This is a genomic window from Streptomyces sp. AM6-12 (assembly GCF_044327085.1).
Classification (GTDB): Bacteria; Actinomycetota; Actinomycetes; order Streptomycetales; family Streptomycetaceae; genus Streptomyces.
This window is the reverse complement of the sequence record NZ_JBIQWN010000001.1, coordinates 471579-496973: the sequence shown is the minus strand read 5'-3', so window position 1 is coordinate 496973 and position 25395 is coordinate 471579. Positions and strand designations below refer to the sequence as shown.

Annotated in this window: 24 protein-coding genes; 14 read left to right on the top strand and 10 right to left on the bottom strand. The window is 75.3% G+C overall.

Annotated elements, in window-relative coordinates; translation table 11 throughout:
• Window positions 1–82 precede the first annotated feature (82 nt).
• Window positions 83–316, top strand: coding sequence for a hypothetical protein (locus tag ACE4Q9_RS02095; protein ID WP_397982464.1), 234 nt, complete (start codon window positions 83–85; stop codon window positions 314–316).
• A gap of 46 nt (window positions 317–362) precedes the next feature.
• Here the strand turns inward: ACE4Q9_RS02095 and cynR are convergent, their stop codons facing one another.
• Window positions 363–1280: a transcriptional regulator CynR gene (gene cynR / locus ACE4Q9_RS02090; RefSeq protein ID WP_397982463.1), complete on the bottom strand. Its 918-nt coding sequence runs from the start codon at window positions 1278–1280 to the stop codon at window positions 363–365.
• 126 nt (window positions 1281–1406) lie between these two features.
• On the opposite strand from cynR, the gene ACE4Q9_RS02085 reads away from it, so the two are divergent.
• The 3 genes from ACE4Q9_RS02085 to ACE4Q9_RS02075 all read left to right on the top strand — a co-directional run bounded on the left by ACE4Q9_RS02085 (window position 1407) and on the right by ACE4Q9_RS02075 (window position 3067).
• Window positions 1407–1991, top strand: a complete 585-nt coding sequence (locus ACE4Q9_RS02085) for a carbonic anhydrase (protein ID WP_397982462.1) — start codon at window positions 1407–1409, stop codon at window positions 1989–1991.
• Window positions 1992–2064: 73 nt separating this feature from the next.
• Window positions 2065–2535 carry a cyanase gene (cynS, locus tag ACE4Q9_RS02080; protein ID WP_397982461.1) on the top strand — a complete coding sequence of 157 codons (471 nt, stop codon included), beginning with the start codon at window positions 2065–2067 and terminating at the stop codon, window positions 2533–2535.
• A 31-nt stretch (window positions 2536–2566) separates the two neighbouring features.
• Window positions 2567–3067 (top strand): nucleoside deaminase, encoded by a 501-nt coding sequence (locus tag ACE4Q9_RS02075; protein ID WP_397982460.1) that lies wholly within the window; start codon window positions 2567–2569, stop codon window positions 3065–3067.
• A 38-nt stretch (window positions 3068–3105) separates the two neighbouring features.
• Here the strand turns inward: ACE4Q9_RS02075 and ACE4Q9_RS02070 are convergent, their stop codons facing one another.
• Window positions 3106–5727 carry a SpoIIE family protein phosphatase gene (locus ACE4Q9_RS02070; RefSeq protein ID WP_397987092.1) on the bottom strand — a complete coding sequence of 874 codons (2622 nt, stop codon included), beginning with the start codon at window positions 5725–5727 and terminating at the stop codon, window positions 3106–3108.
• Between the two features lie 319 nt (window positions 5728–6046).
• Window positions 6047–8569 (bottom strand): SpoIIE family protein phosphatase, encoded by a 2523-nt coding sequence (locus ACE4Q9_RS02065; protein WP_397982459.1) that lies wholly within the window; start codon window positions 8567–8569, stop codon window positions 6047–6049.
• A gap of 452 nt (window positions 8570–9021) precedes the next feature.
• Between ACE4Q9_RS02065 and ACE4Q9_RS02060 the strand changes: the two genes are divergently transcribed.
• Complete coding sequence (locus ACE4Q9_RS02060) at window positions 9022–10119, top strand: hypothetical protein (RefSeq protein ID WP_397982458.1); 1098 nt, start codon at window positions 9022–9024, stop codon at window positions 10117–10119.
• Between the two features lies 1 nt (window position 10120).
• Here the strand turns inward: ACE4Q9_RS02060 and ACE4Q9_RS02055 are convergent, their stop codons facing one another.
• The 6 genes from ACE4Q9_RS02055 to ACE4Q9_RS02030 all read right to left on the bottom strand — a co-directional run bounded on the left by ACE4Q9_RS02055 (window position 10121) and on the right by ACE4Q9_RS02030 (window position 15341).
• Entirely contained in the window at window positions 10121–10813 is a 693-nt protein-coding gene (locus ACE4Q9_RS02055) for a 2-phosphosulfolactate phosphatase (protein ID WP_397982457.1), read from the bottom strand.
• A 27-nt stretch (window positions 10814–10840) separates the two neighbouring features.
• Entirely contained in the window at window positions 10841–11122 is a 282-nt protein-coding gene (locus ACE4Q9_RS02050) for a DUF1232 domain-containing protein (protein WP_397982456.1), read from the bottom strand.
• A gap of 27 nt (window positions 11123–11149) precedes the next feature.
• A complete protein-coding gene (locus ACE4Q9_RS02045) occupies window positions 11150–12343 on the bottom strand; it encodes a hypothetical protein (RefSeq protein WP_397982455.1) in 1194 nt (397 codons plus the stop codon).
• A gap of 423 nt (window positions 12344–12766) precedes the next feature.
• Entirely contained in the window at window positions 12767–14131 is a 1365-nt protein-coding gene (locus tag ACE4Q9_RS02040; RefSeq protein ID WP_397982454.1) for an FAD-dependent oxidoreductase, read from the bottom strand.
• Between the two features lie 173 nt (window positions 14132–14304).
• The gene (locus tag ACE4Q9_RS02035; protein WP_397982453.1) at window positions 14305–14640 is read right to left on the bottom strand and encodes a hypothetical protein; all 336 of its coding nucleotides are present in this window, start codon (window positions 14638–14640) and stop codon (window positions 14305–14307) included.
• A 59-nt stretch (window positions 14641–14699) separates the two neighbouring features.
• On the bottom strand, window positions 14700–15341 hold the full coding sequence (locus tag ACE4Q9_RS02030) for a class I SAM-dependent methyltransferase (RefSeq protein WP_397982452.1): 642 nt from the start codon (window positions 15339–15341) through the stop codon (window positions 14700–14702).
• A 228-nt stretch (window positions 15342–15569) separates the two neighbouring features.
• Between ACE4Q9_RS02030 and ACE4Q9_RS02025 the strand changes: the two genes are divergently transcribed.
• From ACE4Q9_RS02025 to ACE4Q9_RS01985, 9 genes are all read left to right on the top strand, one after another.
• Entirely contained in the window at window positions 15570–16022 is a 453-nt protein-coding gene (locus ACE4Q9_RS02025; protein ID WP_397987091.1) for a flavodoxin family protein, read from the top strand.
• 126 nt (window positions 16023–16148) lie between these two features.
• Entirely contained in the window at window positions 16149–16562 is a 414-nt protein-coding gene (locus tag ACE4Q9_RS02020) for a BlaI/MecI/CopY family transcriptional regulator (RefSeq protein WP_397982451.1), read from the top strand.
• Window positions 16563–16566: 4 nt separating this feature from the next.
• Window positions 16567–17601 carry a M56 family metallopeptidase gene (locus tag ACE4Q9_RS02015; RefSeq protein WP_397982450.1) on the top strand — a complete coding sequence of 345 codons (1035 nt, stop codon included), beginning with the start codon at window positions 16567–16569 and terminating at the stop codon, window positions 17599–17601.
• 158 nt (window positions 17602–17759) lie between these two features.
• Window positions 17760–18725, top strand: coding sequence for an ABC transporter ATP-binding protein (locus tag ACE4Q9_RS02010; protein WP_397982449.1), 966 nt, complete (start codon window positions 17760–17762; stop codon window positions 18723–18725).
• The gene (locus ACE4Q9_RS02005; RefSeq protein ID WP_397982448.1) at window positions 18722–19570 is read left to right on the top strand and encodes an ABC transporter permease; all 849 of its coding nucleotides are present in this window, start codon (window positions 18722–18724) and stop codon (window positions 19568–19570) included. The genes ACE4Q9_RS02010 and ACE4Q9_RS02005 overlap by 4 nt, the downstream gene beginning before the upstream one ends.
• Window positions 19571–19935: 365 nt before the next feature.
• The gene (locus tag ACE4Q9_RS02000; protein ID WP_397982447.1) at window positions 19936–22017 is read left to right on the top strand and encodes an acetoacetate decarboxylase family protein; all 2082 of its coding nucleotides are present in this window, start codon (window positions 19936–19938) and stop codon (window positions 22015–22017) included.
• 35 nt (window positions 22018–22052) lie between these two features.
• Window positions 22053–22343: a hypothetical protein gene (locus ACE4Q9_RS01995; RefSeq protein WP_397982446.1), complete on the top strand. Its 291-nt coding sequence runs from the start codon at window positions 22053–22055 to the stop codon at window positions 22341–22343.
• Window positions 22344–23182: 839 nt separating this feature from the next.
• On the top strand, window positions 23183–23410 hold the full coding sequence (locus tag ACE4Q9_RS01990; protein ID WP_397982445.1) for a hypothetical protein: 228 nt from the start codon (window positions 23183–23185) through the stop codon (window positions 23408–23410).
• 181 nt (window positions 23411–23591) lie between these two features.
• Window positions 23592–24077: a hypothetical protein gene (locus ACE4Q9_RS01985; RefSeq protein ID WP_397982444.1), complete on the top strand. Its 486-nt coding sequence runs from the start codon at window positions 23592–23594 to the stop codon at window positions 24075–24077.
• Window positions 24078–24150: 73 nt separating this feature from the next.
• On the opposite strand, the gene ACE4Q9_RS01980 is transcribed toward ACE4Q9_RS01985, so the two are convergent.
• Complete coding sequence (locus ACE4Q9_RS01980) at window positions 24151–25341, bottom strand: PP2C family protein-serine/threonine phosphatase (RefSeq protein ID WP_397982443.1); 1191 nt, start codon at window positions 25339–25341, stop codon at window positions 24151–24153.
• Window positions 25342–25395 lie beyond the last annotated feature (54 nt).

Genomic DNA, 25395 nt, shown 5'->3' with positions numbered 1-25395 from the left:
GCACGCCGGCCCGTGTGCGGGCAGGCCGCACGGGTACCCGAGGCGCACAAGCCGACAGACGGGACCGAAGGAGGAAAACCGCATGACCAGCACCAGCGAGACCGGCCACCTCACCGGCACCCGCGACAAGGACTACAACCTGATCTGGTACGTCGAGTCGTGCCTGAACAACGCGCTGCGCCTGGAGACCTACATCCAGGACGCCGAGCGCGACGGCGACAACGAGACCGCGGAACTGTTCCGCAAGGCCCAGGCCGACAGCCGCAAGGGCGCCGAACTCGGCAAGCAGCTGCTGCGCGCGCGCCTCAGCGGCTGACCACCCCGCCGCGGAGCCGGGACGGGACCGTGCGCCCGTCCCGGCCTCAGGCTGCCCCGGTGTATCCGCGGGCGCGCACCAGCTCGTGGACGAGCCGGGTGAAGGCGCCGGTCGCCGCGCTGCGGTAGGCGTCGGCGCGGCCCAGAAGGGCGACCGTGCGGGCCGGCAGCGCGGGGTCGAGCGGCACGGGGGTGAGGCGGGGGTGGTCGTGGGTGATCGCGTCCGGCAGCACGGTGGCGAGCCGGGTGCGCTGGACGACCTCGGTCAGGGCCTGGATGGAGTTCGCCTCGACGGCGATGCGCGGGCTGACGCCGTGCCGCTCCAGGTACGCGTCGATATGGCCGCGGGTGGCGAAATCGCCGCTGAGCAGAGCGAGTTGGCGCTCGGCGAGGGCGCGCACCGGCAGCGCGGCCGAACCACCTTCCGGATCAGGGGAGTTGCCGGAGCCGCCGGTGACCAGAGTGAGCGTCTCGGTGAACAGGTCGGTCGCGGTGATGCCGGGCAGGTGGACGCCCCGGAAGGCGATGCCGAGGTCGAACTCGTCGGCCAGCAGCCCCGTTTCGATCCGGTCCTGGGTGGTCTCCCGCACGGTCAGCGTGATGCCGGGATGCCGGCCGTGCAGCTCGGCGGTGAGCGGGCCGACGAGATAGGCCGTGAAGGTGGGGGTGACCGCCAGCCGCAGCCGCCCGCGCGAGAGGTCGCGCACATCGTGGACGGCGCGCTCGGCGGCGGCGAGCTGGTGCAGCGCGGCGCGGGCGTGCTGGACGTACGCCTCGCCCGCGTCGGTGAGGCGCACGGTGCGCCCGGTGCGGTCGAGCAGCTGGCTGCCGAGGGTCCGTTCGAGCTGCTTGATCTGCTGGGACAGCGTGGGCTGGGAGACGTGCAGCTCCTCGGCGGCACGGGTGAAGTTGCCGTGCCCGGCCACGGCGAGCAGATAGCGCAGATGACGCAGTTCCAGGGCCATGACCATAACTATAGACAGCACCAATAGGTGCGATGCGCAGTGCGTCTTGGACGCTATAGATCGAGGTCATGCAGGGTGGATCTCGCCGGGCCCGAGGGGCCGGGCCGCCACGAAAGGGAGTCACCCATGCATGACCTCGCCCAGGGCGTCGCGCGCTTCCAGCAGGACGTCTTCCCCGCCAAGAGGGAGCTGTTCCACCACCTGGCCGCGCACCACGCGCCGCACACGCTGTTCATCGGCTGCTCCGACGCCCGCGTCGTGCCCGAGCTGATCACCGGCTGCGAGCCCGGCGAGCTGTTCGTCATCCGCACCGCGGGCAACCTCGTCCCCGCCCGCGCACCGGGCGCCGACGGGGTCGCGGCGAGCATCGAGTACGCCGTCGGGACGCTCGGCGTGCGGGACATCGTCGTCTGCGGGCACTCCGCGTGCGGCGCGATGACCGCCCTCGCCCACGGGCACGACCTCGGCGGCGCCCCCGCGGTCGCCGACTGGCTGCGACTCGCCGACACCTCGGTGGCCCGCACCCCCGGCACCGGTGACGTGCCCGCCCTGGTCCGGCAGAACGTGCTGGCCCAGCTCACCAACCTCGCCACCCACTCCAGCGTCGCCCGCGCCCTGGCCCGACGCCAGGTCACGGTGCACGGCTGGGTCTTCGACATCGCCACCGGCCACGTCGAGGACCTCACCCCCGCCGCCCCGCTCGCGGCCTGACCCCCGCCCCCGGACCGGCCCCGCCGGCGTGGTCCGGTACCCGCCCCAGCCACACAGTGAGGAACAACCCCCCATGATCCACGCCCAGTTCGACCCCACCGCCCGCCAGAACCTGGCCGTCGCCGCCGTCGAGGCCAAGACCCGCAAGAACCTCTCCTGGCAGCAGATCGCCGACGCCTCCGGTCTGTCGGTCGCCTTCACCACCGCCGCCGTCCTCGGCCAGCACGCCCTGCCCGCGCCCGCCGCCGACGCCGTCGCCGAACTGCTCGGCCTCGACCAGGACGCCGCCCTGCTGCTGACTACCGTCCCCACCCGCGGCTCCATCCCCGGCACGGTCCCCACCGACCCGACGATCTACCGCTTCTACGAGATGCTCCAGGTCTACGGCACCACCCTCAAGGCCCTCGTCCACGAGGAGTTCGGCGACGGCATCATCTCCGCGATCAACTTCCGGCTCGACGTCAGGAAGGTCGCCGACCCCGAGGGCGGTGAGCGCGCCGTCATCACCCTGGACGGCAAGTACCTGCCGACCAAGCCCTTCTGACCCGCCCCGCCCGACCACCCAGGAGGACCCCGTGGACTTCGTCCAGCGCACCATCGACCTCGCCCGCCGCAATGTCGCCGAGGGCGGCCGCCCCTTCGCGACCGTGATCGTCAAGGACGGCGAGATCCTCGCCGAGAGCGCCAACCGGGTCGCCCAGACCAGCGACCCCACCGCACACGCGGAGATCCTCGCCATCCGCGAGGCCTGCGTGAAGCTGCGCACCGAGCACCTGACCGGGACGACCATCTACGTCCTCGCCCACCCCTGCCCGATGTGCCTGGGCTCGCTGTACTACTGCTCGCCGGACGAGGTCGTCTTCCTCACCACCCGCGACGCCTACGCACCGCACTACGCCGACGACCGCAAGTACTTCGAACTCGCCACCTTCTACGAGGATTTCGGCAAGAACTGGGACCAGCGCCGGCTGCCGATGCGGCACGAGCCGCGCGCCGACGCCGTGGAGGTCTACTGGATGTGGCAGCGCCGCAACGGTGGCGAGCGCCGCGTCACCGGCGCACCCACCGCCGGCTGACCGGCGCGCCGGACGGCGCAATCCGGGCGGAGCGGCCCCTACGGCAGCGGCTGCTCCGCCCAGATGATCTTGCCGTTCGGCGTGTAGCGGGTGCCCCAGCGGTCGGCGACCTGTGCCACGAGGAACAGGCCCCGGCCGCCCTCGTCGGTGCTCGCCGCGTACCGCAGATGCGGGGAGGTCGTGCTGCGGTCGGAGACCTCGCAGATCAGGGTGCGGTCGCGCAGCAGCCGTACCCCGATCGGGGGCCGCCCGTAGCGGATGGCGTTGGTGACCAGCTCGCTGAGGATCAGCTCGGTCGCGAACGCCAGCTCGTCCAGGCCCCACGCCTCCAGCGTCCGGGTGACCGCGGAGCGCACCTCGGAGACGGCCGCCGGATCGGACGGCACCTGCCACTCGGCCACCTGATCCGGGCCCAGCACCCGCGTCCGGGCCACGATCAGCGCCACGTCGTCGCTCGGCCGGCCCGGCATCAGCTCCAGCACGGTACGGCAGGTCGTCTCCGGGGAGCTGTCCGGTGTCCGGCGCAGCGCGTCGCCCAGCAGTTCCAGGCCGACGTCGATGTCCCGCTCCCGGTCCTCCACCAGGCCGTCGGTGTACAGCACCAGCCTGCTGCCCTCGTCCAGCTCCAGATCGACCGTCTCGAACGGCAGCCCGCCCAGGCCCAGCGGCGGCCCGGCCGGCACCTCCGGGAACTCCACCCGCCCGTCGGGACGCGCCAGCGCGGGCGGCGGATGCCCCGCGCGGGCCATGGTGCACCGTCGCGACACCGGGTCGTACACCGCGTACAGGCAGGTCGCGCCGGTCACCGCGGCGCCCTCGTCCGGGTTCTCGTCCTGGTCGATCCGGCCCACCAGTTCGTCCAGCAGACCGAGCAGTTCATCGGGGGGCAGGTCCAGCGCGGAGAAGTTGTGCACGGCCGTGCGCAGCCGCCCCATGGTCGCCGCCGCGTGCAACCCGTGCCCCACCACATCGCCCACCACGAGCGCCACCCGCGCCCCGGACAGCGGCAGCACGTCGAACCAGTCGCCGCCCACCCCGGACTGCGCCGGCAGATACCGGTAGGCGATCTCCAGAGCCCCCTGCTCGGGCAGTGTCCGCGGCAGCAGGCTGCGCTGGAGCGTCACCGCCATGCTGTGCTCGCGCGTGTACCGGCGGGCGTTGTCGATGGACACCGCCGCCCGCGCCACCAGCTCCTCCGCGAGTGCCAGCTCCTCGGTGTCGAACGGCTGCGGCTTCTCCGCACGCCAGAAGTTCGCCACGCCGAGGACCAGGCTCCCGGCCCGCAGCGGCACGGTGATCAGCGAGTGGATGCCGTACTCCAGCACCCTGTCCGTACGCTCCGGCTCCTGCGCCCGCCAGCCCGGCGCCTCGCGCAGCCGCGGCTCCACCACCGACCGCCCGGTCGTCAGGCTGTGGGCCTGCGGCGAGGTCGGCACGAACCGGATCCGGTGGTCCACCGGGTACAGCGGGGAGTCCTTGCGCACCCCCACACAGGCCACCCGGCGCAGATCGCTGCCGGGCCGCGGCTCCTCCCCGTTCAGCACCGGCTCGAACAGGTCCACGGTGGCGAAGTCCGCGAACCGGGGCACCGCCAGCTCCGCCAGTTCCCCGGCGGTGCGGGTCACGTCCAGGCTGGTGCCGATGCCCACCCCGGCGTCGTACAGCATGTTCAGCCGCTCCCGCGCCACCTCCGCTCGCCCGGACACCGCCCGCAGCTCGGTGGAGTCGCGCAGCGTGGCGACGCTGCCGGCCGGCCCGCCGCGCAGCTCGGTGGGCCGCTGGTTGATCGCCAGGAGGCGGTCCTTGACCAGGCGCACCTCGTCCGTGGCCGACCGCCCGGAGGCCAGCAGCCGCGCCGTGTCGTCGTCCAGGCCCAGCTCCAGGACATGCCGGCGTTCGGCGTTCGCGGGCAGGTCCAGCAGGCGCTGCGCCTCGTCGTTGGCGAGCAGCAGCCGGCCGTCGCGGCCGACGATCAGCACCCCCTCGCGGACCGCGTGCAGCACCGCGTCGTGGTGCTCGTACATCCGGGTCATCTCGTACGGCCCGAGGCCGTGCGTCTGGCGCAGCAGCCGTCTGCTGACCAGCGCGGTGCCCGCGGTGGCCAGCGCGAGCGCCGCGGCGGCCGCGGCGAGCAGCAGGGGCAGCTGCTGGTCGGCGGCCCCGCCCACGTGCGCGGTCGTGATCCCGGCCGACACCAGCCCGACCACGGTGCCGTGCGCGTCCTTGACCGGGACCACGCTCTGCACCAGCGGGCCGAGCGTGCCGTTGACGGTCTCCACGACCGTGCCGCCGGCCACGGCCGGCCCGATGGTGCCGACGAACTTCCTGCCTATGCGGTCGGGGTGGGGATGCGTGTAGCGGATGCCCTTCGTGCTCATGACGACGATGAAGTCCACGCCGGTCGCCTTGCGCGCGGCCTCGGCCTTCGGCTGGAGGACCGCCGTCGGATCCGGTGAGCGCAGCGCGGCGGCCGTGCCCGGTGCGTTGGCGAACGTCTGCGCCACGGCGAGGGAGCGGTTGCGGGCCTCGGTCTCGCTGTCGTGGCGCACCTGGAGCACCTGGGCCACCACCGCGGAGACCACCAGCAGCAGCACGATCACGACCTGGAGCACGAACACCTGACCGGCGACGCTGCGCCCGGTCACCGCCGCCCACAGCATCCCCGGCCGGTCGCCGTTCGCACCGGGGCCGTCCGGCGGGGGGGCCAGTGGTGCGCGCGGGTGCCCGAAAGGTCGGGGCGGCCGGGACACTGGCCGGCCGGGCAGTCGCACCATGTGCCCATGTCTACACTGCCCGGCGCCATCAGGCGAGACCGTCACCCCGGTCGGCGGGCGCCGGGAAAGGCGCAGGAGACGTGCCGGGTGAAGCAGCGCGGCGAGCGGGCGCGAGGTGCCGCGCGGCCGGCCGCGGACGACCCGCGGGAGCCGGGCGGTCCGCCGCCGCCCGGATGCCGGCAGCCACCGCGGCAGGACCGGCCGGCTACCCACGGCGGAGCCTTCGCGCCAGCAGCAGGGCCACGTCGTCGGGGCGGGCGTCGGCGTGCCGGGCGGCGGCGGTGAGCCGGTCGGCGACCCCGGACAGGGTGAGGCCGTCGCGCCGCCGGGCGGCGGCGCCCGCCCGGTCCAGGGCCGCACGCAGCTCGGCGATCCCGTCGTCGATGTCGGCACCCGCCCGCTCCACCAGCCCGTCCGTGTACAGCGCGAGGATCGCGTCCGGTTCGAGGACCAGCTCGGTCACCGGATAGCGCGCTCCGGGATCCACCCCGAGGACGACCCCGCCGGGCACGTCCAGCGGCCGGGTTCGGCCGCCGGGGGAGAGCAGCAGCGGCGGGGGATGGCCCGCGCGGGCGATCAGGGTCCGCCCGGTCGCCGGGTCCAGGCGCAGACAGCAGCAGCTGGCGAACTGGCCCGGATCGAGACCGATCAGCAGATGGTTGGTGCCGCTGAGCACCTCGTCGGGCGGCCGGTCGCCCAGCGCGAACGCCCGGACCGCGCTGCGCAGCTGGCCCATCGTCGCCGCCGCCTGCACCCCGTGCCCCTGCACATCCCCGATGACCAGGGCGAGACCGTCCCCCGACTCCACCACGTCGTACCAGTCGCCGCCCACCTCCAGCCCTCGGGTGCCCGGCAGATAGCGGCCCGCCGTCTCCACTCCGGGATGCGCCGACAGCCGGCCCGGCAGCAGGGCCTGCTGGAGCCCGCGGGCGAGGGCCGCCTCGCTGTCATAGCGCCGGGCCCGCTCCATCGCGTGCGCGATCAGCCCGGCGAGCGCGGTGAGCGCCGTACGCTCCTGCGCGCTGAAGCGGCGCGGGCCGTCGAAGCCGAGGACGCAGGAGCCGACCGGCCGGCCGGACGCGATCAGCGGCAGAAACGCCCGCGCTCCCTCCGCGGCGTCCATCGGCAGCCCCGGATAGGTCGCCGCGAGCTGCCGCATCGACTCGAAGAACAGCGGCCGCCCCGTCGCCAGGGTCTCCACGGCCGGGATCCGCGCATCCAGCGCCACCCCGTCGAACCGCTCCGGGAAGCCCGGCGGGAAACCGGACTCCCACGCCAGGTGGAGCCGCCGTTCCTGGAGCAGGTAGATGGCCAGCCGGCGGCCCCCGAACACGGGCAGCAGCTCCCGCATCACCACCGCCGACACCTGCTGCGCCGTCACCGCGTCCGTCAGCGCGATGGCCAGCGCGATCGGGCGGTACGCCGCCGCCACCGGGGGACCGCCCGCCACCGGCTGCCCCGGCGGCGACGGCCCCTCGGGCGCCGCGATCCGGCTGGCCGGGACGAGCGTGCAGGTCAGCAGGTCGTCACCGGGATACACCGATACCGCGAACCCGTCGTACCCGCCCGGTGCCCCGTCGGCGCCGCCCGGCCGCCGCACATGGAAGTGCACCGGCTCGGGGGACAGCAGGGCGCCGCGCAGGTGATCGTCGTACGGCGGACCGGTCAGCCACGGCAGCGCGTCCCACAGCGTCCGCCCGACCAGCGACTCCCGCGGCCGGCCGGCGAACCGTGCCGCGGCCGCGTTGGCGTACCCGATCACGCCCAGCCGGTCCAGGGTGAACACGCCCTGCGGAAGCTGGTCGGCGGCCCCGTCGGCGAGGGCGGCCCGGCCGGGGTCGAACACCACCCCGCCGACCCGCGCCGCCGTGCCGCCGTCCGCGCCGATCCCCAGCGCGCCGCCGTCCCCCGCGGGCCACAGGTCCAGCAGCCGGGGCGCGCCGCCGGCCGTCCGCAGGCTCAGCGGGGCCAGCGGTTTCCCGGCGGCGGTGTCGCGCAGCGCGGCCAGCACCCGGTGGGTCTCCGCCGGGGCCAGCGCCTCGGCGAGCGCGGTGTCGGTGCCCGCGAAGTCGCCCGCCGCCAGGCCGAGCAGCGCGTGCAGCCGCTCGTCGGCGTGGACCGCGTGGGTGTCCGGGTCCCAGGTGAAGCGTCCCATGGCGGCCTGCGGGGGACGGGTCGCGGGTGGCCGTACGCACTGCGGCTCCCCGTCCCAGACGATCGCGTCCGGGTCGCCGTCGGCGAGCGCGAGCAATTCGGTGCCCAGGCCCTCGGCGAGCCTGGTCGGCAGCTCCGGGTCGAAGGGCTCGTCGTCCCCGTCGTCGCCGGTCGAGGGACGCAGCACCGTGAGCACCCCGAGCGGCCGGCCGCCGCCCGGCACCGGCAGGTGCGCCGAGGCGAAGGGGAACGGCAGCCCCGCCGCGAACTGCGGGTAACGGCGCACCGCCTCCGCCGCGTCCCGCAGCACCACGGCGGTACCGAGCCGGTAGGCGTCGCAGACGGGGAAGGGACGGTCCGCGTGCACCCGCCACCAGGGGCGGAAGAGGGGACCGGGGAGCCCGGCGAGGACGGCCAGGCGGAGGACGGCGGGCGCGTCGGCGGGGCCGGCCGAGCGCAGATACACGCCCGCCACCCGGCCGCCCGCCGCGCGGAGCGCCGCGGTGGCGGCGTCCGCCAGCAGCGCGGCAAGCCGGGCCCGTGTACGGACCGCCCGCTCCCCGCTGCCCGCCATCGGCCCTACCTCGTCCCGTCCGCCGGGTGGATCACACAGCAAGAATGCGCCAGGGGCAGCACGGGGCGCACCCCGGCGGACGGCGGCGCGGCGGGAGCTCACACCGGTGCCTCACTCGGGTGGCGGGGCGGGGGAGCGGCTCCTAGTAATGGACTGCGTACCGCGCGTGCCGTGGTCGGGGGCGTCGGACGCGGCCGTACTCCCGCACTGGAGCCGAGATGACCACCCGATCTTCGTCCGCCTGTCCCGACGACTCCCTCATAGGGACGGCGCGTCCCGACGACTTCCTCATAGGTACGGCGCCGGCCGCGGTCGGGGTCCGGGTGCCGCCGGTCCGGATCCTGACGCGGTCCGGGCCGCCGTCCGGGCCGGGGAACACGCGCACGCAGGGTGCGGGGGAGGGACGGGGCGCGAGGTCCGGCCACGGGGAGAATGGCCGGTACGACGATCCGGTGATCGGCCTGGTTCGTACGGCCGTCACCACCCGCCCGCTGGAAGACGTCGCCCGCCTCATCGCCCTGCTGGAAGACTCCCCCGAGCACGCGCCCGCCCTGGCCGAGGCGGTGCGGTCGGCGGGGCTCGACCGCTCGGTCGCGGACGTCACCCGACTGGCGGCCCTGCTCACCCGGCCCCCGAGGAATCCCGCCGGCGCCGACGCCGTGCTCCGCGTCGCCGCCGGGCAGCGCCCCGTGGACGAGGTCGGCCCGCTGCTGCGGCTGCTGCACCGCGCCCCGCTGGAGCCGCGCTGCGGACGGACCGCCGTAGCGGCCGCGGCCGGGGGCCGGACGGTCGAGGAACTGACGGAACTGATCGGCGGGTTGGCGGCGGGTGCGGCTGCGGGTGCGGGCGGGGGCGCGGAATCGGCTGCGGGTCCGTGCACGGCTGTGGCTGCTGCGGGTACGGACGGGAACGGGGGCGCGGTCGCGGGTGGGGGCACGGATCGGCAGGGGCGTGCGCTCGCCGCCGCTGCCCCGGAGAGCGCGGGCCCGAAACCGCCCCCTGCCCCGGAGGGCGAGCGCCCGAAACCGTCCGAGGCCCCGCCGCGCCGGGCGCCCCGGCTCAAGCTCCTCCGGCTCGAACCGGCGGCCTACAAGCTCCTCGCCCCCACCCGCACGCCCGCCCCGGTCCCGCCGCCGCACACCCCCTCGCGTTCCCGCGCCGAGACCGGTGTGCGCACGGCCGCCCTCTTGGTCTTCCTCTGCGGAGCCGCCCACGCGCCCCGCTACTGGGCCGGGCTGTCCCGTGGGCTCCTCGGCGCCACGCTCGTCGCCTCCGCGCTGTGCATGCTGCTGGGCCTCGCCCTGCCCACGCGGGCGCTGCATGCCCGGCTCGGCGCGGCGGCGAGCGCCCTCGTGGTCACGGCGGGGCTCGGCGCCGGACAACTGCTCGGCGGACGCTTCGGCCCGCCGGACCCGGCGCGGCTGTGGGCGGCGACACTGGCCCCGCCCTGGCTCGCCGGTACGGCCGCCGGGGTGGCGGCGCTCGCGGCGCTCGCGGTGGTGGTGGCCGTACTGCTGGGGCTCGACGGGCCCGACCGGCGCGGGCGTTGAGTCAGCGGGCGTCGGGCGCCAAGGGCCGCAGCACCAGGTGGCCGTCCGTCGGGGCGGCCACCATCGCGAACGGCACGCTGTCCGCGTCCAGGCACAGCTCGACATCCTCGGGATGCACCCCCGGCCACCCCCGCCGCACCCCCTCCGTGAGTTCCGCCGCGGCGGCGGAGCGGCGGGCCCGTTCCAGATAGGGACTGGGATCGGGGTCGGCGGCTCGCACCAGGGCGGCGATGTACTCGGCGCAGGCCCGGTCCTCCTCGGCCCGCCCGTCCTCCCCGGTGACGACGAAGGTCACCGTCCGCGCCCCGGCCCGGCGCAGCACCCCGGCGGTCGCCCCGGCCACCAGGAAGCTCGCGCACAGCACGAGCCCGGCGTCCGCCACGGCCAGTGCCCCCGTCGTACCGGCGGTGGTCTTCTGCACGATCGTGCGGCCGCGCACGTCGAGTGAGCGCAGTCGCGCGGGCGAGTTGGCGAGGTCGAAGCCCGGCGCAGGCGCCCCGTCCTGGAAGGCGAGCCGGCCGGGATCGCGGGCCTTGAGGGCCAGCGCCTCCTCCCGCGTCCGGGCGAACACGATCCGCTCGGCACCACGGTGCAGCGCCGAGGCGGCCACGGTGAACGCGCGCATCACGTCCACCACGACGGCGACGTCCGGGGCGGCGGGAGCGTCGGAGATCCCGGTGAACACGGTCCGCATCGCACCATGATCCGGTACCCGGCCGGTTCAGGGGAGCCGGGGGTCCTCCGGGCGCGCGGCGCGCATGCTGCGCAGGGCGAGCAGCAGGACGCCGATGTCGTCCAGGTAGATGGGGTCGGGCAGCAGATCGGCCGGGAGCAGCAGATACGCCACCGCGCCCCAGAACACCCAGCGCGGACCCGTGGGCAGCCCGGCCCGCAGCAGCGTCCGCCGGGTACGCACCAGGCGCACCAGCAGCGCGACGGCACCGGCGAACAGGCCCGCGGCGACGACGGCGGCGAGGATCAGCAGCAGGGTGGTGGTGTCCATCGGGGCTCCTTGCGCGGCACGGGGGCCTTACGACGGCAGGTCGGGGGACGGCGGGTCCGCGCCGTCGGCGGTGTGTGCGGGGGCGGTCTTCGCCCGGCCGGAAAGACCGGGGAGACCGGGGAGCCGCAGTCGCTCGAAGGTCCGGGTGAGTTGCTGGAGCGGTGCGGGCGCCTTGACGGCGGGCCGCTGCTGCGGCAGGGCGGGCGCCGGTACGTCACGGTAGGCGGCCAGCGCCTCCAGGGCCTGCTCGGCGGCCTGCTTGTACAGGTCCCGCGACTTCGTCATGGCCTCCAGCGCCTCGGCGTACATCGCGACGAGCCGGCGTTCCCGGTCCAGCTCCTCCTGGTGGGTCATCAGGGTCCAGTTGTCCCTGAGGTCCGCCAGCGCCTCGGCCGCCTCCTGTGGCGCGGGCCGGGGCAGCGCGATGAAGTGCCGCAGCGCGGCGAGGAGTTCCGGCGGCTCGGAGCCGTCCAGGAAGACGCTGCGCACCCGGTGCGGCTCGCTGTCGTAGTCCTCCGGGGCCGGGTTCGGCGGCAGGAGTACGGCGCCGCCGCGCGGTACCTCGACGCCGAGGTCCTTCAACGCCCAGTTGACGCCGCGCAGTTGGTGCGGGGCGGCGCGGTGCTCGACCACGCGGTGCCTCAGACCGGGCGGCAGCAGCCGGGCGAGCGGCAGTTTGCCCTGCTCGTCGGGCGTCATGGCCTCGTGCACGACCAGATTGACGCACCAGGCCTCACGGGCCGCTTCCCGCAGCCGCCGGCGCATCTCCTTGTCGTCCACGGGCAGCGCGTTGACCTGCCGGAAGCGCAGGCCCGCGACCGTGGGGTGGTGGTCCCAGGAGCCGTCGTCGCCGGTGCCGCCCTCGGGCCAGAACAGCGTGGCGGGCGAGGGCCAGCCCTCGTCCCAGGGCCGCTCGGCCTCCGCGACGAGCCGCCACTCGTGCCCCTGCGGCTTGCCGTGCCGGGGTACGAGGGTGAGCCGGGCCCGCACGGTCACCGTGCCGCCCACCCGCCAGCGGGCCTCGAAGACCGTGGACGGCGCGTCGCCGCCGGAGGCGTCCTCGGAAACGGAGGGCTCCGCGAAGTCGTCGATGTCCCCGCTCTCCTTGTGCCGGCGCAGGGTGCGGCGGACGACGTCGTCGGGGGCCGGGCCGGTGTGACGGCCGCGGGCCGCCCATACGGACTGCGGAAGGGGGGCGCGGTCGGTGGCGGAGTTCGACATAGGCCAATCTGCTGATGGGGGCGGGTGCGCCTTCCAGTATCACCGCTCGCCGCGGCGAAACGTAGACGGCCCGGCGCCCGCGCGCGGCGCGGGTCCTTCCCGTGGGCCGCGCGGGAGCCTTCGCCCGGCGCGCGCGAGCCGCTTCCGCCGGGGTGCGCGACTTGCTCGCGCCGTGCGATGCGCGCCGGTGCGCGCCCGCGCCCCGCACCCGCGAAATGTGCGGGGCATGAGCGCGGGGCGGTCGGCCTGTGCGCCGGGCCGTCCTCGCGGACCTTTCGGACACGGCGGCTTCTCGGCCGACGGCAGGGCGATCCCCCAGGGGCGCGGGGAACCGCGCGACCAGCCCCGACGAGCCCGCACCCGCGTGCCACCCACCCCGCAACGGCCGGAGCTCAGCCCCGGCCGGGGCAGTGCGCGGAGCGCCTACGCGCCGCTCTCGCGCAGCATGTCCTCCCGCTCGACGATCTTCACGCGCTCGCGGCCCTGCGGCTCGCCCAAGGCGCGCTCGGCGGCGTCGAGGCGGTACCAGCCCTCCCACGTGGTGTAGCGGACCTCGCGCTCGGCGAGGAAGGCGTCGACGGCCTCCGGCGCGGGCGAGGCGGGGGTGTGCAGCCGTCCCTCCGCGTGGTCGGCGAGCAGGTTGGCCACCGTCTCGTTGGCGTCGCCCTTGGTGTGGCCGATGAGACCGACGGGGCCGCGCCGGATCCAGCCGGTGACGTAGGTGGACGTCAGGTGTGTGCCGCCCTCCTCGATGACCCGGCCGCCCTCGTCCGGGACGGTTCCCGAGGCGAGGTCCCAGGGCAGCTTGGGCAGCTTCTCGGAGAGGTAGCCGACCGCGCGGTAGACGGCGGTGACGTCCCAGTCCTTGAACTCGCCGGTGCCCTTGACGTTGCCGGTGCCGTCGAGGGCGGTGCGCTCGGTGCGCAGCCCGACGACCTTGCCGTCCTCGCCGAGGATCTCCGCGGGGGACTCGAAGAAGTGCAGGAACAGCTTGTGCGGCCGGTCGCCGACGTCCCGGATCGCCCAGTTCTCCAGCGTCTTGGCGACCATGTCGGCCTGCTTGTTGCCGCGCCGGGTCTCGATCGAACCGGCGTCGTAATCGATGTCCTCGGGGTCGACGATGACCTCGATGTTGGGGGAGTGGTCCAGTTCGCGCAGCTCCATCGGGCTGAACTTGGCCTGCGCGGGGCCCCGGCGGCCGAAGACGTGGATCTCCAGGGCCTTGTTGGCCTTCAGACCGTCGTAGACGTTCTGCGGGATCTCGGTCGGCAGCAGTTCGTCCGCGGTCTTGGCGAGGATGCGGGCCACGTCCAGGGCCACGTTGCCGACGCCGAGCACCGCGACCTTCTCGGCCTCCAGCGGCCAGGTGCGCGGTACGTCCGGGTGGCCGTCGTACCAGGAGACGAAGTCGGCGGCGCCGTAGGAGCCGTCCAGGTCGATGCCGGGTATGGACAGCGCGCGGTCGGCCATGGCGCCGGTGGAGAAGATCACCGCGTCGTAGAAGGTGCGCAGGTCGTCCAGGCTGATGTCCGTCGGGTAGTCGACGTTGCCGAACAGGCGGATCTGCGGCTTGTCCAGCACCTGGTGCAGGGCGGTGACGATGCCCTTGATGCGCGGGTGGTCCGGCGCGACACCGTAGCGGATCAGGCCGAAGGGGGCGGGCATGCGCTCGAAGAGGTCGATGGACACGCCGGGGTCGGCGGCCACCTCGGACTTGAGCAGGGCGTCGGCGGCGTAGATCCCGGCGGGGCCGGCTCCGACGATGGCTACCCGCAGGGGGCGCGGCATGATCAGGTTCCCTTCGAGTGAAACAGTCGACTCGATCGGGAAGCCTAAGCTAAGGCAGACCTAAGTTGGTACGCGGGTCCCGCCTATGACCTCATAAGGACATCTTATGACCTCTCCAGGGGTGCCTTATGGCGCTCCTGGAGGCCCCCGAGCCCGGAGGACCCCCGCCCGGATCACTCCGGATGGGTCAGGGCCTCCTTCTGGAGCTGGACCGCGGCGAGCAGGCTCAGCCTCGGTTCCGCCTGGCGCAGTGCCTTCGTCGCCGCGACCGAGGAGAGGTCCCCCGTGAAGCCGACGGCGGCCAGCCGGCCGCGGGTCCAGTCGGCGCGCAGCTCGGCCTCGGTGGCCTCCGCGGTCGACTCGACCAGCGCGACGGCCCGCTCGAGACCCGGCCGCTCCCCCGCCGGCGCCTCCGCGAGTGCCCCGCGCAGCGCCGCGGCCACCACGTCCGCGTCCCGGGTGACCAGCACGTGGTTGTGCTTCCTGTTCAGAACCGCGATTCCCGTCATGGTCATCATCCTGGACGCCAACCGCCCGGTGGACCAAGCGGCTTGAGGAAGACCAGAGGCTACGGCGCGGACCGCCGGCAGTGCAGGAACAGGTGCGGCTCCGGTACGGCCGCGGGGTACGACGGCGCGAACTCCGCGTGCTCCTCGGCCAGTACGGCAAGACCGGCCCGGCCCGCCATGTCCCTGAACTCGTCCGCGCCGAAGCTCGTGACCCGCACCGGCTGCCCCATGAACAGCCCCTCGGCGCCCTCGATGTCCACGGGTACGGTCGCCAGCACCACGAACCCGCCGGGCCGTACCGCCCGCGCGAGCCGGCCCACCACGGCCTCCTGCTCGGCCCGGTCCATCTGGAGCAGCGAGAAGTAGGCGCAGGCCGCGTCGAACGCCCCCTCCTCCAGCGGGAGTTCGCGGATGTCGGCCCGGCGGAACTCGGCGCCCGCCACCTGCCGCGCGGCCAGCTCGGCCATCACCGGGGACACATCGACGCCGAGCACCCGGTGCCCCGCCGCCGCGAGCGTCTCGGCCGTCGGCCGCCCGGTCCCGCAGCCCGCGTCCAGCACCCGGCTGCCCGGCGCCAGCCGCTCCAGCAGCCACCGCAGGGACGCCCGGTGCGCCGCGGAGGAGGCGAACGCCCGCTCGTAGTCGAGACCCAGCGCGTCGAACACCACGGCCGCCGGCACCCGGCGCTCGTCCTCGCCCACCACGGCTCCTCCCGTCGCGCGGCACCGGCCCGCGCGCCACCGCGCCGCGCGGCACCCGACGTGTACGGCACCGACGCGCACGGCGCCGACGTCTTCGGCACCGACATGTACGGCGGCAACGTGTTCGGCACCGCCGCCCGGCATCCTCGCACCCCGCGCGGCACGCCACAACGGCGAGCGGCGAAGCCCCGTTTGCGCACCGCGCGTCCGACCCGGCAGGGTGCGGGTGTGCCCACCTTGCTGATCGTCCACCACACCCCGTCGCCCAACTGCCAGGCCCTGTTCGAGGCCGTCGTCTCCGGCGCCACGGCACCCGAGATCGAGGGCGTCCGGGTCGTGCGCCGCGCGGCCCTCGCGGCCACCGCCGCCGACGTCCTCGAAGCCGACGGCTACCTGCTCGGCACCCCCGCGAACCTCGGCTACCTCTCCGGCGCCCTCAAGCACTTCTTCGACCAGATCTACTACCCCTGCCTGGACGAGACCCGCGGCCGTCCCTTCGGCTACTACGTCCACGGCGGCAGCGACGTCACCGGCGCGGTGCGCGCCCTCGACACCATCACCACCGGCCTCGGCTGGCGCCGCGCGGCCGAACCGGTCACCGTCACGGGTGAACCCGGCCGGGCCGACACGGAGGCATGCTGGGAACTCGGCGCCACCCTCGCGGCGAACCTGTCCGTCTGAACCGGCCGCTCGCGCCCAGGGGAGACGGGCTCGTACGACGTGTAGGAGCAGCCGGATAGGGTGGTGCGCCGGACCCCCACGACTCCGGGGGGCGGGAGAGTCCGGGGACCGGCGGGAGGGGGGCGGATGCGCGAGCGAGGGAGCGGGACGGCCGGGGAACCGTCCGGCCGCAGGGCACGCGGCGAACTGGAGAGCGGCGTGCTGGCCGTGCTCTGGGCCGCGGACGGGCCGCTGACCGCCCGGCAGGTCCTGGGCGCGCTGCCCGGCGACCTGGCGTACACCACCGTGCTGACCATCCTGTCCCGCCTGCACGACAAGGGCATGCTGGTCCGGCACCGCGAGGGCCGCGGCCACGCCTACGCCCCCGCGCGGGACGAGGCGTCCGACATCGCCGCCCGGATGCGCACCCTGCTGGACCGCGGTCCGGACCGGGAGGCGGTACTCGGCCGGTTCGTCTCCGGACTCTCCGCCGAGGACGAGCAGGTGCTCCAGCGGCTGCTCACCGGGCCCGGCCAAGACCGCCCCGCCGGGGAGCCGTGACCGGGTGACCTTCACCGTCTACGTACCGCTGCTGGTGACCGTCGTCCTCGCCGTGCTCGCCCCGCGCGCCGCCCGCCGGCTACCGCCCCGCGCCGCCGCCCGCTCCCTGGCCTGCGCGGCGACGGTCACCGCGGGCGGCTGGCTCGGCTCGCTCGCGCTGCTGGCCTTCACCGCGCTCGCCCAGATCCCCGAGGTCGCCGAGCAGGGCCACTGGTCGGTGGCCGCGCTGCGCGCCGCCGACCCGGTCTCCCTCGCCGTCGCGGTACTCGGCGCGCTCGGCCTGGCCGCCGGGACCGGCTCGCTCGCCGTGGCCGCCGTACGGGCGACCCGGCACCTGCGGTGGGCCCGGCGGGAGGCCGCGGCGCTGCCCGGCGGCACCGAACTGGCCGTCCTCGACGAGGAGGCGCCGCGGGCCTTCGCGCTGCCCGGCGCGCCCGGCCGGATCGTGGTCTCCCGCGGCATGCTGCGCTGCCTGGGCGACCACGAGCGCGCCGCCCTGCTCGCCCACGAACGCGCCCATCTGCGCGGCCGGCACCACCTCTACCTCGCCCTGTGGCGGCTCACCGCCGCCGTCACCCCGCTGCTGCGACCGCTCGCCGACGCGGGCGGCTTCGTCCTGGAACGCTGGGCGGACGAGGCCGCCGCCGCGCACGTGGGCAGCCGGGCGGTGGTCGCCCGCGCCGTCGGCCGCGCCGCCCTGGCCACCGCCGCCGCCGAGGACCGGCCCGCGCTGGCCGCGACCGGCGGGCCCGTGCCGCAGCGGGTACGCGCCCTGCTGGCCCCGCCCCCGCCGCCGCGCGCCCTGCCGGTCGTGGCCGGCGCCGCGCTGCTCGCACTGTGCTGCGCGAGCCTCGCCGAGGCCGCCTCCGACAGCGAGCGGATGGTCGTCACCGCGCGCACGGCCGAGCGGACCACGGCCGCCGCCACCGCGGCCACCCACGCTGCCGCCGGCCCGGACGCCCGCGTGAGCGCCCGCGTGGACGGCGCGGCGCTCCGGCGTCACCACCGCGGCCCGCACCGGTGCGGCGGATCGGCGTAATACCCCCTTGTACCACCCCCTCTGCCCCGTTCAGCCCCCATCACCTCGGGTTCGCGGGGTTTCGGCGCCTAGCGTGGCGGATGAGACGTCAGACGTGACGGACGCCGCTGCCCGCGAGGGCGCGACGGACGCCGCGGTCCGCGAAAGAGGGAGCCCGCATGATCGAGGCACGACGACTGACCAAGAGATACGGCGAGAAGACGGCGGTCGACGCACTGGACTTCGTCGTCGAACCCGGCACCGTCACCGGGTTCCTGGGCCCGAACGGCGCCGGGAAGTCCACCACCATGCGCATGATCGTCGGCCTCGACGCCCCGACGAGCGGCTCCGTCACCGTCAACGGCCGCCGCTACGCCGAGCACCGTGCCCCGCTCCAGGAGGTCGGCGCCCTGCTGGAGGCCAGGTCCGTGCACCCCGGCCGCTCGGCCTACCAGCATCTGCGGGCGCTCGCGCTGACCCACGGCATCCCGCGCCGCCGCGTCGAGGAGGTCATCGAACTCGCCGGGCTCGGCAGCGTCGCGGACAAGCGGGCCGGCTCCTTCTCGCTCGGCATGGGCCAGCGGCTCGGCATCGCCGCGGCCCTGCTCGGCGACCCCCGCACGGTGATGCTGGACGAGCCGGTCAACGGCCTCGACCCCGAGGGCGTCCTGTGGATCCGCAACCTGCTCACCTCGCTCGCCGCCGAGGGCCGGACGGTCTTCGTCTCCTCCCACCTGATGAGCGAGGTCGCCCAGGTCGCGGACCATCTCATCGTCGTGGGCCGCGGGCGGCTGCTCGCCGACACGACCGTACGGGAGCTGGTCCGCGCGGCGGGCGGGGACACCGTACGGGTCGCCACCGACGACCCGGGGCGGCTGCGGGAGGTGCTCGCCGGGCCGGGCGTGGAGATCACCGGACGGGTCGGCTCGGAGGAACTCCAGGTCAGCGGGGTGAGCGCCCGGCAGATCGGGCTGACGGCCGCCAAGCACGGCATCCCCCTGTTCGAACTGAGCACCAGGGCAGTGACGCTGGAGTCGGCCTTCATGGAACTGACCAGGGACGCCGTCGAGTACCACGGCACCACGACCGGCACCGACGCCGCCGTGGCCACGGCCGGCGCCGACCGCACCGGGAGCGCCGCATGAGCACCCTCACCGAATCCGCCCCGGCCGCGGGGAACGCCGGGGCCGCGCCCGGCCGCCCCGCCTACCGGGTGACCGGGCGCCGCGTCCTCGCCTCCGAATGGGCCAAACTCTGGTCCCTGCGCTCCACTTGGATCACCCTCGGCCTGGGACTGCTGTTCCTCGTCGTCTTCGGCGTCATCGCCGCCTACCGCTTCCGGTCCATGACCGGCTCGCCCCGCATGGACAAGGACTTCGCCCGCTCCACGGCCCTCAGCCTCTCCCTCTTCGGCGCCAACTTCGCCCAACTCGCCCTCGGTGTCCTGGGCGTGCTGGTCACGGCGGGGGAGTACTCCACCGGCTTGATCCGCTCCACCATGGCGGCGGTGCCCCGCCGGCTGCCCGTGCTGTGGTCCAAGGCGGCGGTGTACGGTCTGGTCGCGCTGGTCCTCGGCACGGCCGGCGCGTTCGCCGCCTTCCTCGCCGGCGGCCGGATCGTCTCGGACACGTCCGCCGCCCTGACGATCGGTCACGCGGGCGTCGTACGAGGTTTGTTGGGCGCCGGGCTCTACCTCGGCCTCGTCGGCGTCATCGGTACGGCCCTGGGCGCGCTGCTGCGCTCGGTGGCCGGCGGCATCTCCGTCCTGGTCGCCACCTTCATGCTCGTCCCCGGCCTCGCCTCCCTGCTGCCCAGCTCCTGGCAGGACGACATCGGCCCCTATCTGCCGAGCAACGCGGGCCAGGCGATGTACGCCCTCACGCACGACGCCACCGCGCTGTCTCCCGGCGCCGGGCTGCTGGTCTTCCTCGGCTGGACCGCGCTGGCGCTGGCGGGGGCGGCCTACCGGCTGCGGCGGGGGGACGTCTGACCGACGCGGACACGGGCGCCGGACACCGGCCCCCGGCGCCCACCCCGCCCGGCCCACGTGACCGCCGTACCCCCAGGCCCCCGACGGCCGCCCTGCCCCTGAGAGCCCCTGACCCGCCCGCCCCCGGCACCTCTAGGCCACACGAGTGACCCGGACCCGTCGGGAAAGTACGGCCTGGCCCGAGGGCCCCGCGCCCGCCGGCCTTCACCCCACGGCGTGCGCCCGGCGCCACACCCCGCCCGCCGCCCCCGTCGCCACCCCGGACGAAGGTGCGGGGCCGGTGGGGCTGGCACACGATGGACGCGGGTCGCGTCCCGCCGACGCGACCGCAGCCGTCGAACGTCGTCGAGCCGAGGGAGCGTCGGATGCGAGCGGACGGCACCGCACCCGGACGGCCCGCGCCGGGCGGTCCGGAGCCGGGAGACGTGCTGCGCGACTGCGCGCGGGACGTGCTGGAGATCGCCGAGGGCATCCGCGCGGTGTCCGAACGCACCGCCACCACTCTCACCGCCCCCGAACTGGCCGCCACCACCCGCCGCCACCCCCGCACCGGCCTCGCCGGATGCCGGGCCCTGCTGCGGGCCCTGACCGCGGCACCGGGCCTCGGCGCCCCCGCGGGCACCGGTCCGCGCGGCACCATGGCCCGCGCCCTCGGCCTCGCGGGCCGGGCGCGCGGCGCGGAGAACCTGGCCGCGCTGGCGGGGCTCACCTCCCTGCGGCTGCGCGTCACCGCCGTACTCGCCGACCATCCCGAACTGGCGCGCACCCCCGGAATGCGCCTGCTGAACCGGGCCATCGCCGCCGACCGCGACCAGCACGCCGTACGGGCCCTGCGCGCCCTGCTCAGGGACCGCACGGCCCAGCGCGCGCTGTCCGGGCTCGCCCCGCTGATATCCGAACTCCTCGCCGTGCACGCCCTGTTGGACGGGCCGCCCGACCACGGCAGCACCCCCGAAGGCGGCGCCGAGGCCGCCGACCTCACCGACCAGCGGCGGCGGATCGTCGCCACCGAGGGCTCCCTCCTCGGTTTCCTGCGCAACATCGAGGCGCTGGCCACCGACGGGCGGATCCTCGTGCAGAACGTGCGCGGGCCCGACGGCGTCGTCCGCTATGTGGTCCAGGCACCCGGCGCGGCCCCCGGCCGCCCCCGCGACGACGCCCCGCAGGACCTCGTGGGCGCCTGGCGCGACCTGTGCGCGACGGATTCCCCGTACACCCGCTCCCTGGTGCACGCCCTGGCCGCGCACGGCATCCCGCGCGGCGCCGAACTCGCCCTGATCGGCCACGGCGAGGGCGGCAACGCGGTCCTCAACCTCGCCCAGGACGAGGACTTCTGCCGCACCTACCGCGTCACCCACGCGATCGCCGTGGGCGCCCCGTCCGGCGACCGCAAACCCGCCGACCCCCGCACCTGGATCGCCACCGTCGCCAACCAGTACGACCTGGTGGCCGCCCCCGACGGCCACCGCACCCGTCCGGCGCCCGGTCCCGGCCGCTACCACGTCGAATACGCCGGGCCCACCCGCGAGTTCCCCCTGTGCCACCGCCTGCGCGAGTACATCGAGCACCTGCGGACCTTGCTCCCGGAGGCCCGCGCGGACCTGGACGAGGCGCTGGCGCCTTACCGCGGCCCCGTCGTGCGCACCCAGGCCTACCGGCTCACGAATCACGCCCACCCGCCCGCCGGGCACCCCTTCCTCACCCTCGCCACCGCCCCCGTGCGCACCACGGTGGGCCCGGTCGACGTGCCGGTGCGGTACTACGACTCCGCCGCCGCGCACCTCTGCTTCCCCGTCGACCCGTCCGCCGCGCGCAGCTTGCTGCCCGACGCGGACTGGCTGACGCCCAGCCGGCTCGGCCCCCGCGCCCTCGCGGTGCTGTCCGTGCACGAGCACCGGTGCACCACCATCGGTCCGTACACGGAGATCGCCCTGTCCGTGCTGGTGGACGACCTGTGGCGACCGCGTCCGTACGACGCCGTCACCGATCTGCTGCGCCCCGTCGACCTGCGCCGCACCGGCCGTTACGTCCTCTCGCTCGGCGTCACCACCGAGGCGGCCCGCGTGGTCGCGCGGGAGGTCTGGGGGCAGCCGGTGTTCACGATGCGCGCCGAGGCCGACCTGACCTGCCGGGAGATCCGGGCCCGTTCGGAGGACCTCGGCCTCGTGGTGGAGGGCCGCCTCGGGCCGGGGGTGCGCTGCCCGGACGCCGACCGGGCCCTGTACGGCCGCCGGGGAAGTGGGACGGTTCGCACCCTGGTCCGGGCCCACGGGGGGCTCCGGCTGCATCCGGGCGCGGGCGTCCGGGTACGGCTGGACACCGCGGCGGCAGAACCCCTCGCCGGGCAGCTGCGCCGGCTCGGCATCGACGGGGCCCGGCCCCTCTTCGTGCTGGCCTGCCCGCAGTTCATGGCGCACCGTGGCGGCGGCGCGGAGCTGGCGCGCTGAAGTCCCGTATCGACGCAGCCTAGTTGGGAGTACGCATGGTGACCGAGTCCGCCGGGGCGCGCGTCGCGCAGGCCGATGAACTCCTCGCCCACATCGGCCGGTTGCGGGCCGACGCCGACCTGATGGACGGCTACGCCCGCCGCCTGCGCGCCACCGCGACCACGCTCGGCGACTGCCCGGCGGCACCCGGCTGGAGCCGGCCGGCCCTGGAACGGCACGCGACCGCCTGCGCCTCGGCGGCGGTCCGACTGCGGTCCGCCGCCGAGGCGTTGCTCGCTCACGCGCGCGCCGACCGGCCGACGCGGGGCGCGATGTCGGGGCCGTAGAGAACCCATGGGCCGACGGGGGCGTGGCGCACGGTTCAGCCGGGCTGCTCCTCGGAGCCGGGCTTCGGACGGGTGCGGGTCCAGGAGGGGTCGACGAGGGGGGTGGCGTGGTGCATGGAGGGTCCTTCGAACTGGTGGGGGGCTGTCCGTGACGGCGGTTCGAGGGGCGTCGGGCTGTCCGGACGCGCCGGTTGAGGCGACTTCCCCCAGGCGAACGACAGTTCCGTCCGGACGACACGGGTGGATCGGTCGGAAGGGAGGGACGCTTCCGAGGCGAGGCTCAGCGCCTCCATCAGGAGCAGCCCGCGCCCGTGCTGCTCCCCGGGGCCGGGGCCGGGGCCGGGGCTGCGGGTCGCGGGGAGCGCGGCGCCCGCCCCCCCCGGTGATCTCGTCCGCCACCTCGATCCGCATCCGCGCCCGGCCGTGCGGCGCAGCCGGTTAGCGATCCGCGCGCCGCCCGCGTGCACCAACACGTTGGTGATCAGCTTGGAGGCCACCCGCACCACATCGTCCCCCTCGGGGGCGGAGTATCCGCGCGGGGCGACGGGTCGGCGGAGGGCATCCCGTCCGCGCGGGGCGACTCGTCCGTTCCGGTGTCCGGGGGCGGGCGGTGCAGCGGTCGGGGGAGGGAGGGCGGAGCCATCGCCGTGCGCCTTTCGTCCGGCCTCGCGCGGGGAGCGTCCGGCAGAGCGTGGTGGTGGGGGGGACCGGTTGGCCGACAGTGCGCAGCGGACGGCACACCGCCCGGGACGGGGCCGTGCCGCACCCGGCCGGTCGGCGACGCGGTGGTCGTGGCGCCGAATGGCGGGCCTCCGTGTACGCCACCCGAGTCACCCGTCATGTGCGCGCGGGCCCCCCTCGGCCGTCTACCGGGCCCTGAGCGACCCCGCCGCGATCGCGCCCTCACCTGCGAGCAGGGCGGTGGCACCGGCACGTCGGGCGGGCGCACCGATCCCGGCATCGACGTCCTGCACGAGGGCGTTCCCGGCGCCGTCCCCCACGCGGACGGCGAGCGGGGCACCCGCATGGCCCTCGACCGGCTCGCCCGGCTGCCGGAGGAACGGTAGAACCGGATACATGACCGGATCGGCACGTGCCGGGACCGGAAATCGACGCAACCTTTCCCGATGTGCCGCATGCCGTGAATCATCCGGAAACCACCGGAACCGCCCTCGCTGAAACACGGTCTTACCAGCCGTCAACGTCCGTGATCAGTCCGTCCGTCACGAAACCGGGGGAACGAGACACATGTCCGTCCGCAGCCGTACGACCCTGTTCACCGCCCTCGCCCTCGCCGCCGGCCTCAGCCTGGCCGCGGTGACGCCCGCCCTCGCCCGCCCCTCCACCCCGCGCGCCGCCGCCGTCGTCCAGGGCGACGCGCGCAATGCCACCCAGCACGTCGCCGACTTCTACGGCGCCTACATCGACGCCGTCTGGGCCGCCGACGACAAGGCCGCCGGCGCCGAGGCCAAGGCCCTGCGCGCCTTCTACCTCTCCCCGTCCGCCCAGAAGAAGGTCACCGCGTACGAGGCCCAGGAGCACGCCGACGGCATCCTCTTCGCCCAGAACGTGCCGGTGCGCTGGCAGGTGGCCTACACCGGTTCGGGCGCCGGGCACGCCACCAGCCAGGTGACGCTCACCTGGAGCGACGGCCCGCGCGCCAAGGTCACCCGGATCGACGTCCAGTCCGACCTGCGGACCCTGAAGATCACCGACCTCCGCCCGGCCGGCTGACCCGACCGACCCGGCGGCCCGGCCCGGCCCCGTGGTCGTACGGCCCCGCTCCCGGCCGCGGCCGGGAGCGCGGCTACGGCCGCTCGGCGCCCGCCGCGCCCTGCCGTGCGGCCGCCCGACCGTGATCGCGGCCGTGGCCGTGGTGGCGGTGCCGTTCGACCGGGGTGCGGTGCAGCGCGATCAGCGCGGCGTCGTCGCCGAGGCGGCCCCCCGCGTGGGTGAGCAGATCGCGCCGGATGTGGTGCAGCAGCGCCTCGGGGGTGTCGTCGGTCCACCGCGCCACCCGCTCCGCCAGCGGATAGAACCGGCCGCGGGCGTCCCGCGCCTCGACCACCCCGTCGGTGTAGAGCAGCAGCGTGTCACCGGGCTCGAAGGAGAAGACGTCCAGCGTGTGCTCCACGCTCGCCGGCAGCCCCTGCACGCCGAGCGGCGGCGAGGGGTGCAGGCTCGGCACCGTCACCACGTGCCCCGGACTCAGGAGCAGCGGCGGCGGATGCCCGCAGCTGGTCATCCGGGTGATCTGGTCCCGGTCCGGGATCTCCACCAGCAGCGCGGTGGCGAACCGCTCGCTCGCCTCGTCCTCCGGCTCCAGATCGGCGGTGTACCGGGTGACGCTCTGCTCCAGCGTGTCGACCAGGTCCGGCAGCGAGTGATGGCGGTGGGCGCTCTCCCGGAACGCGCTGAGCAGCAGCGCGGCCTCCCCGATGGCGGGCAGCCCCTTGCCGCGGACGTCCCCGATCAGCACCCGTACGGCGTTGTCGCACACCGTCGCCGCGTAGAGGTCGCCACCGATCTGGGCCTCGTCCTCCGCGGCCAGGTACAGCGAGGCGATCCGCAGCGGGCCGATCTGCTCGGGCAGCGGCCACATCAGCACGTGCTGCGCGGCCTCGGCGACCGTGCGCACCTGGGCCAGCTGGGCCTGGCGCCGTTCGCGCAGGGCGCTGTAGATCACCACGGTCACCGAGAGCACCGCGAGGGTGATGACCTGCACGATGTGGTTCGAGGTGCCGATCCCGCCGTGCGCGAGACCGATCACGATCTGCGCGAGCGTGGCCAGCGCGCCGACGGCGGCGGTGGTGCGGGGGCCGGCGAAGGACGGGGTCAGCGCGGGCGCGATCACCAGGGCCGGACCGAGGTGGACGCTCTCCGGCGCCTGTACGTCCACCACCGTGATCACCACGATGAGCGTGACCGGCAGCAGCAGCAACGCCTGCGAGGACTGCCAGAATCGCCGCCCGCCCGCCGACCCGAGCCCGAATCTCATGCCTACCAGCGTGCTCCCGGCCGCGACGGGCGGCCACTTGCGCCTGACGGTGCG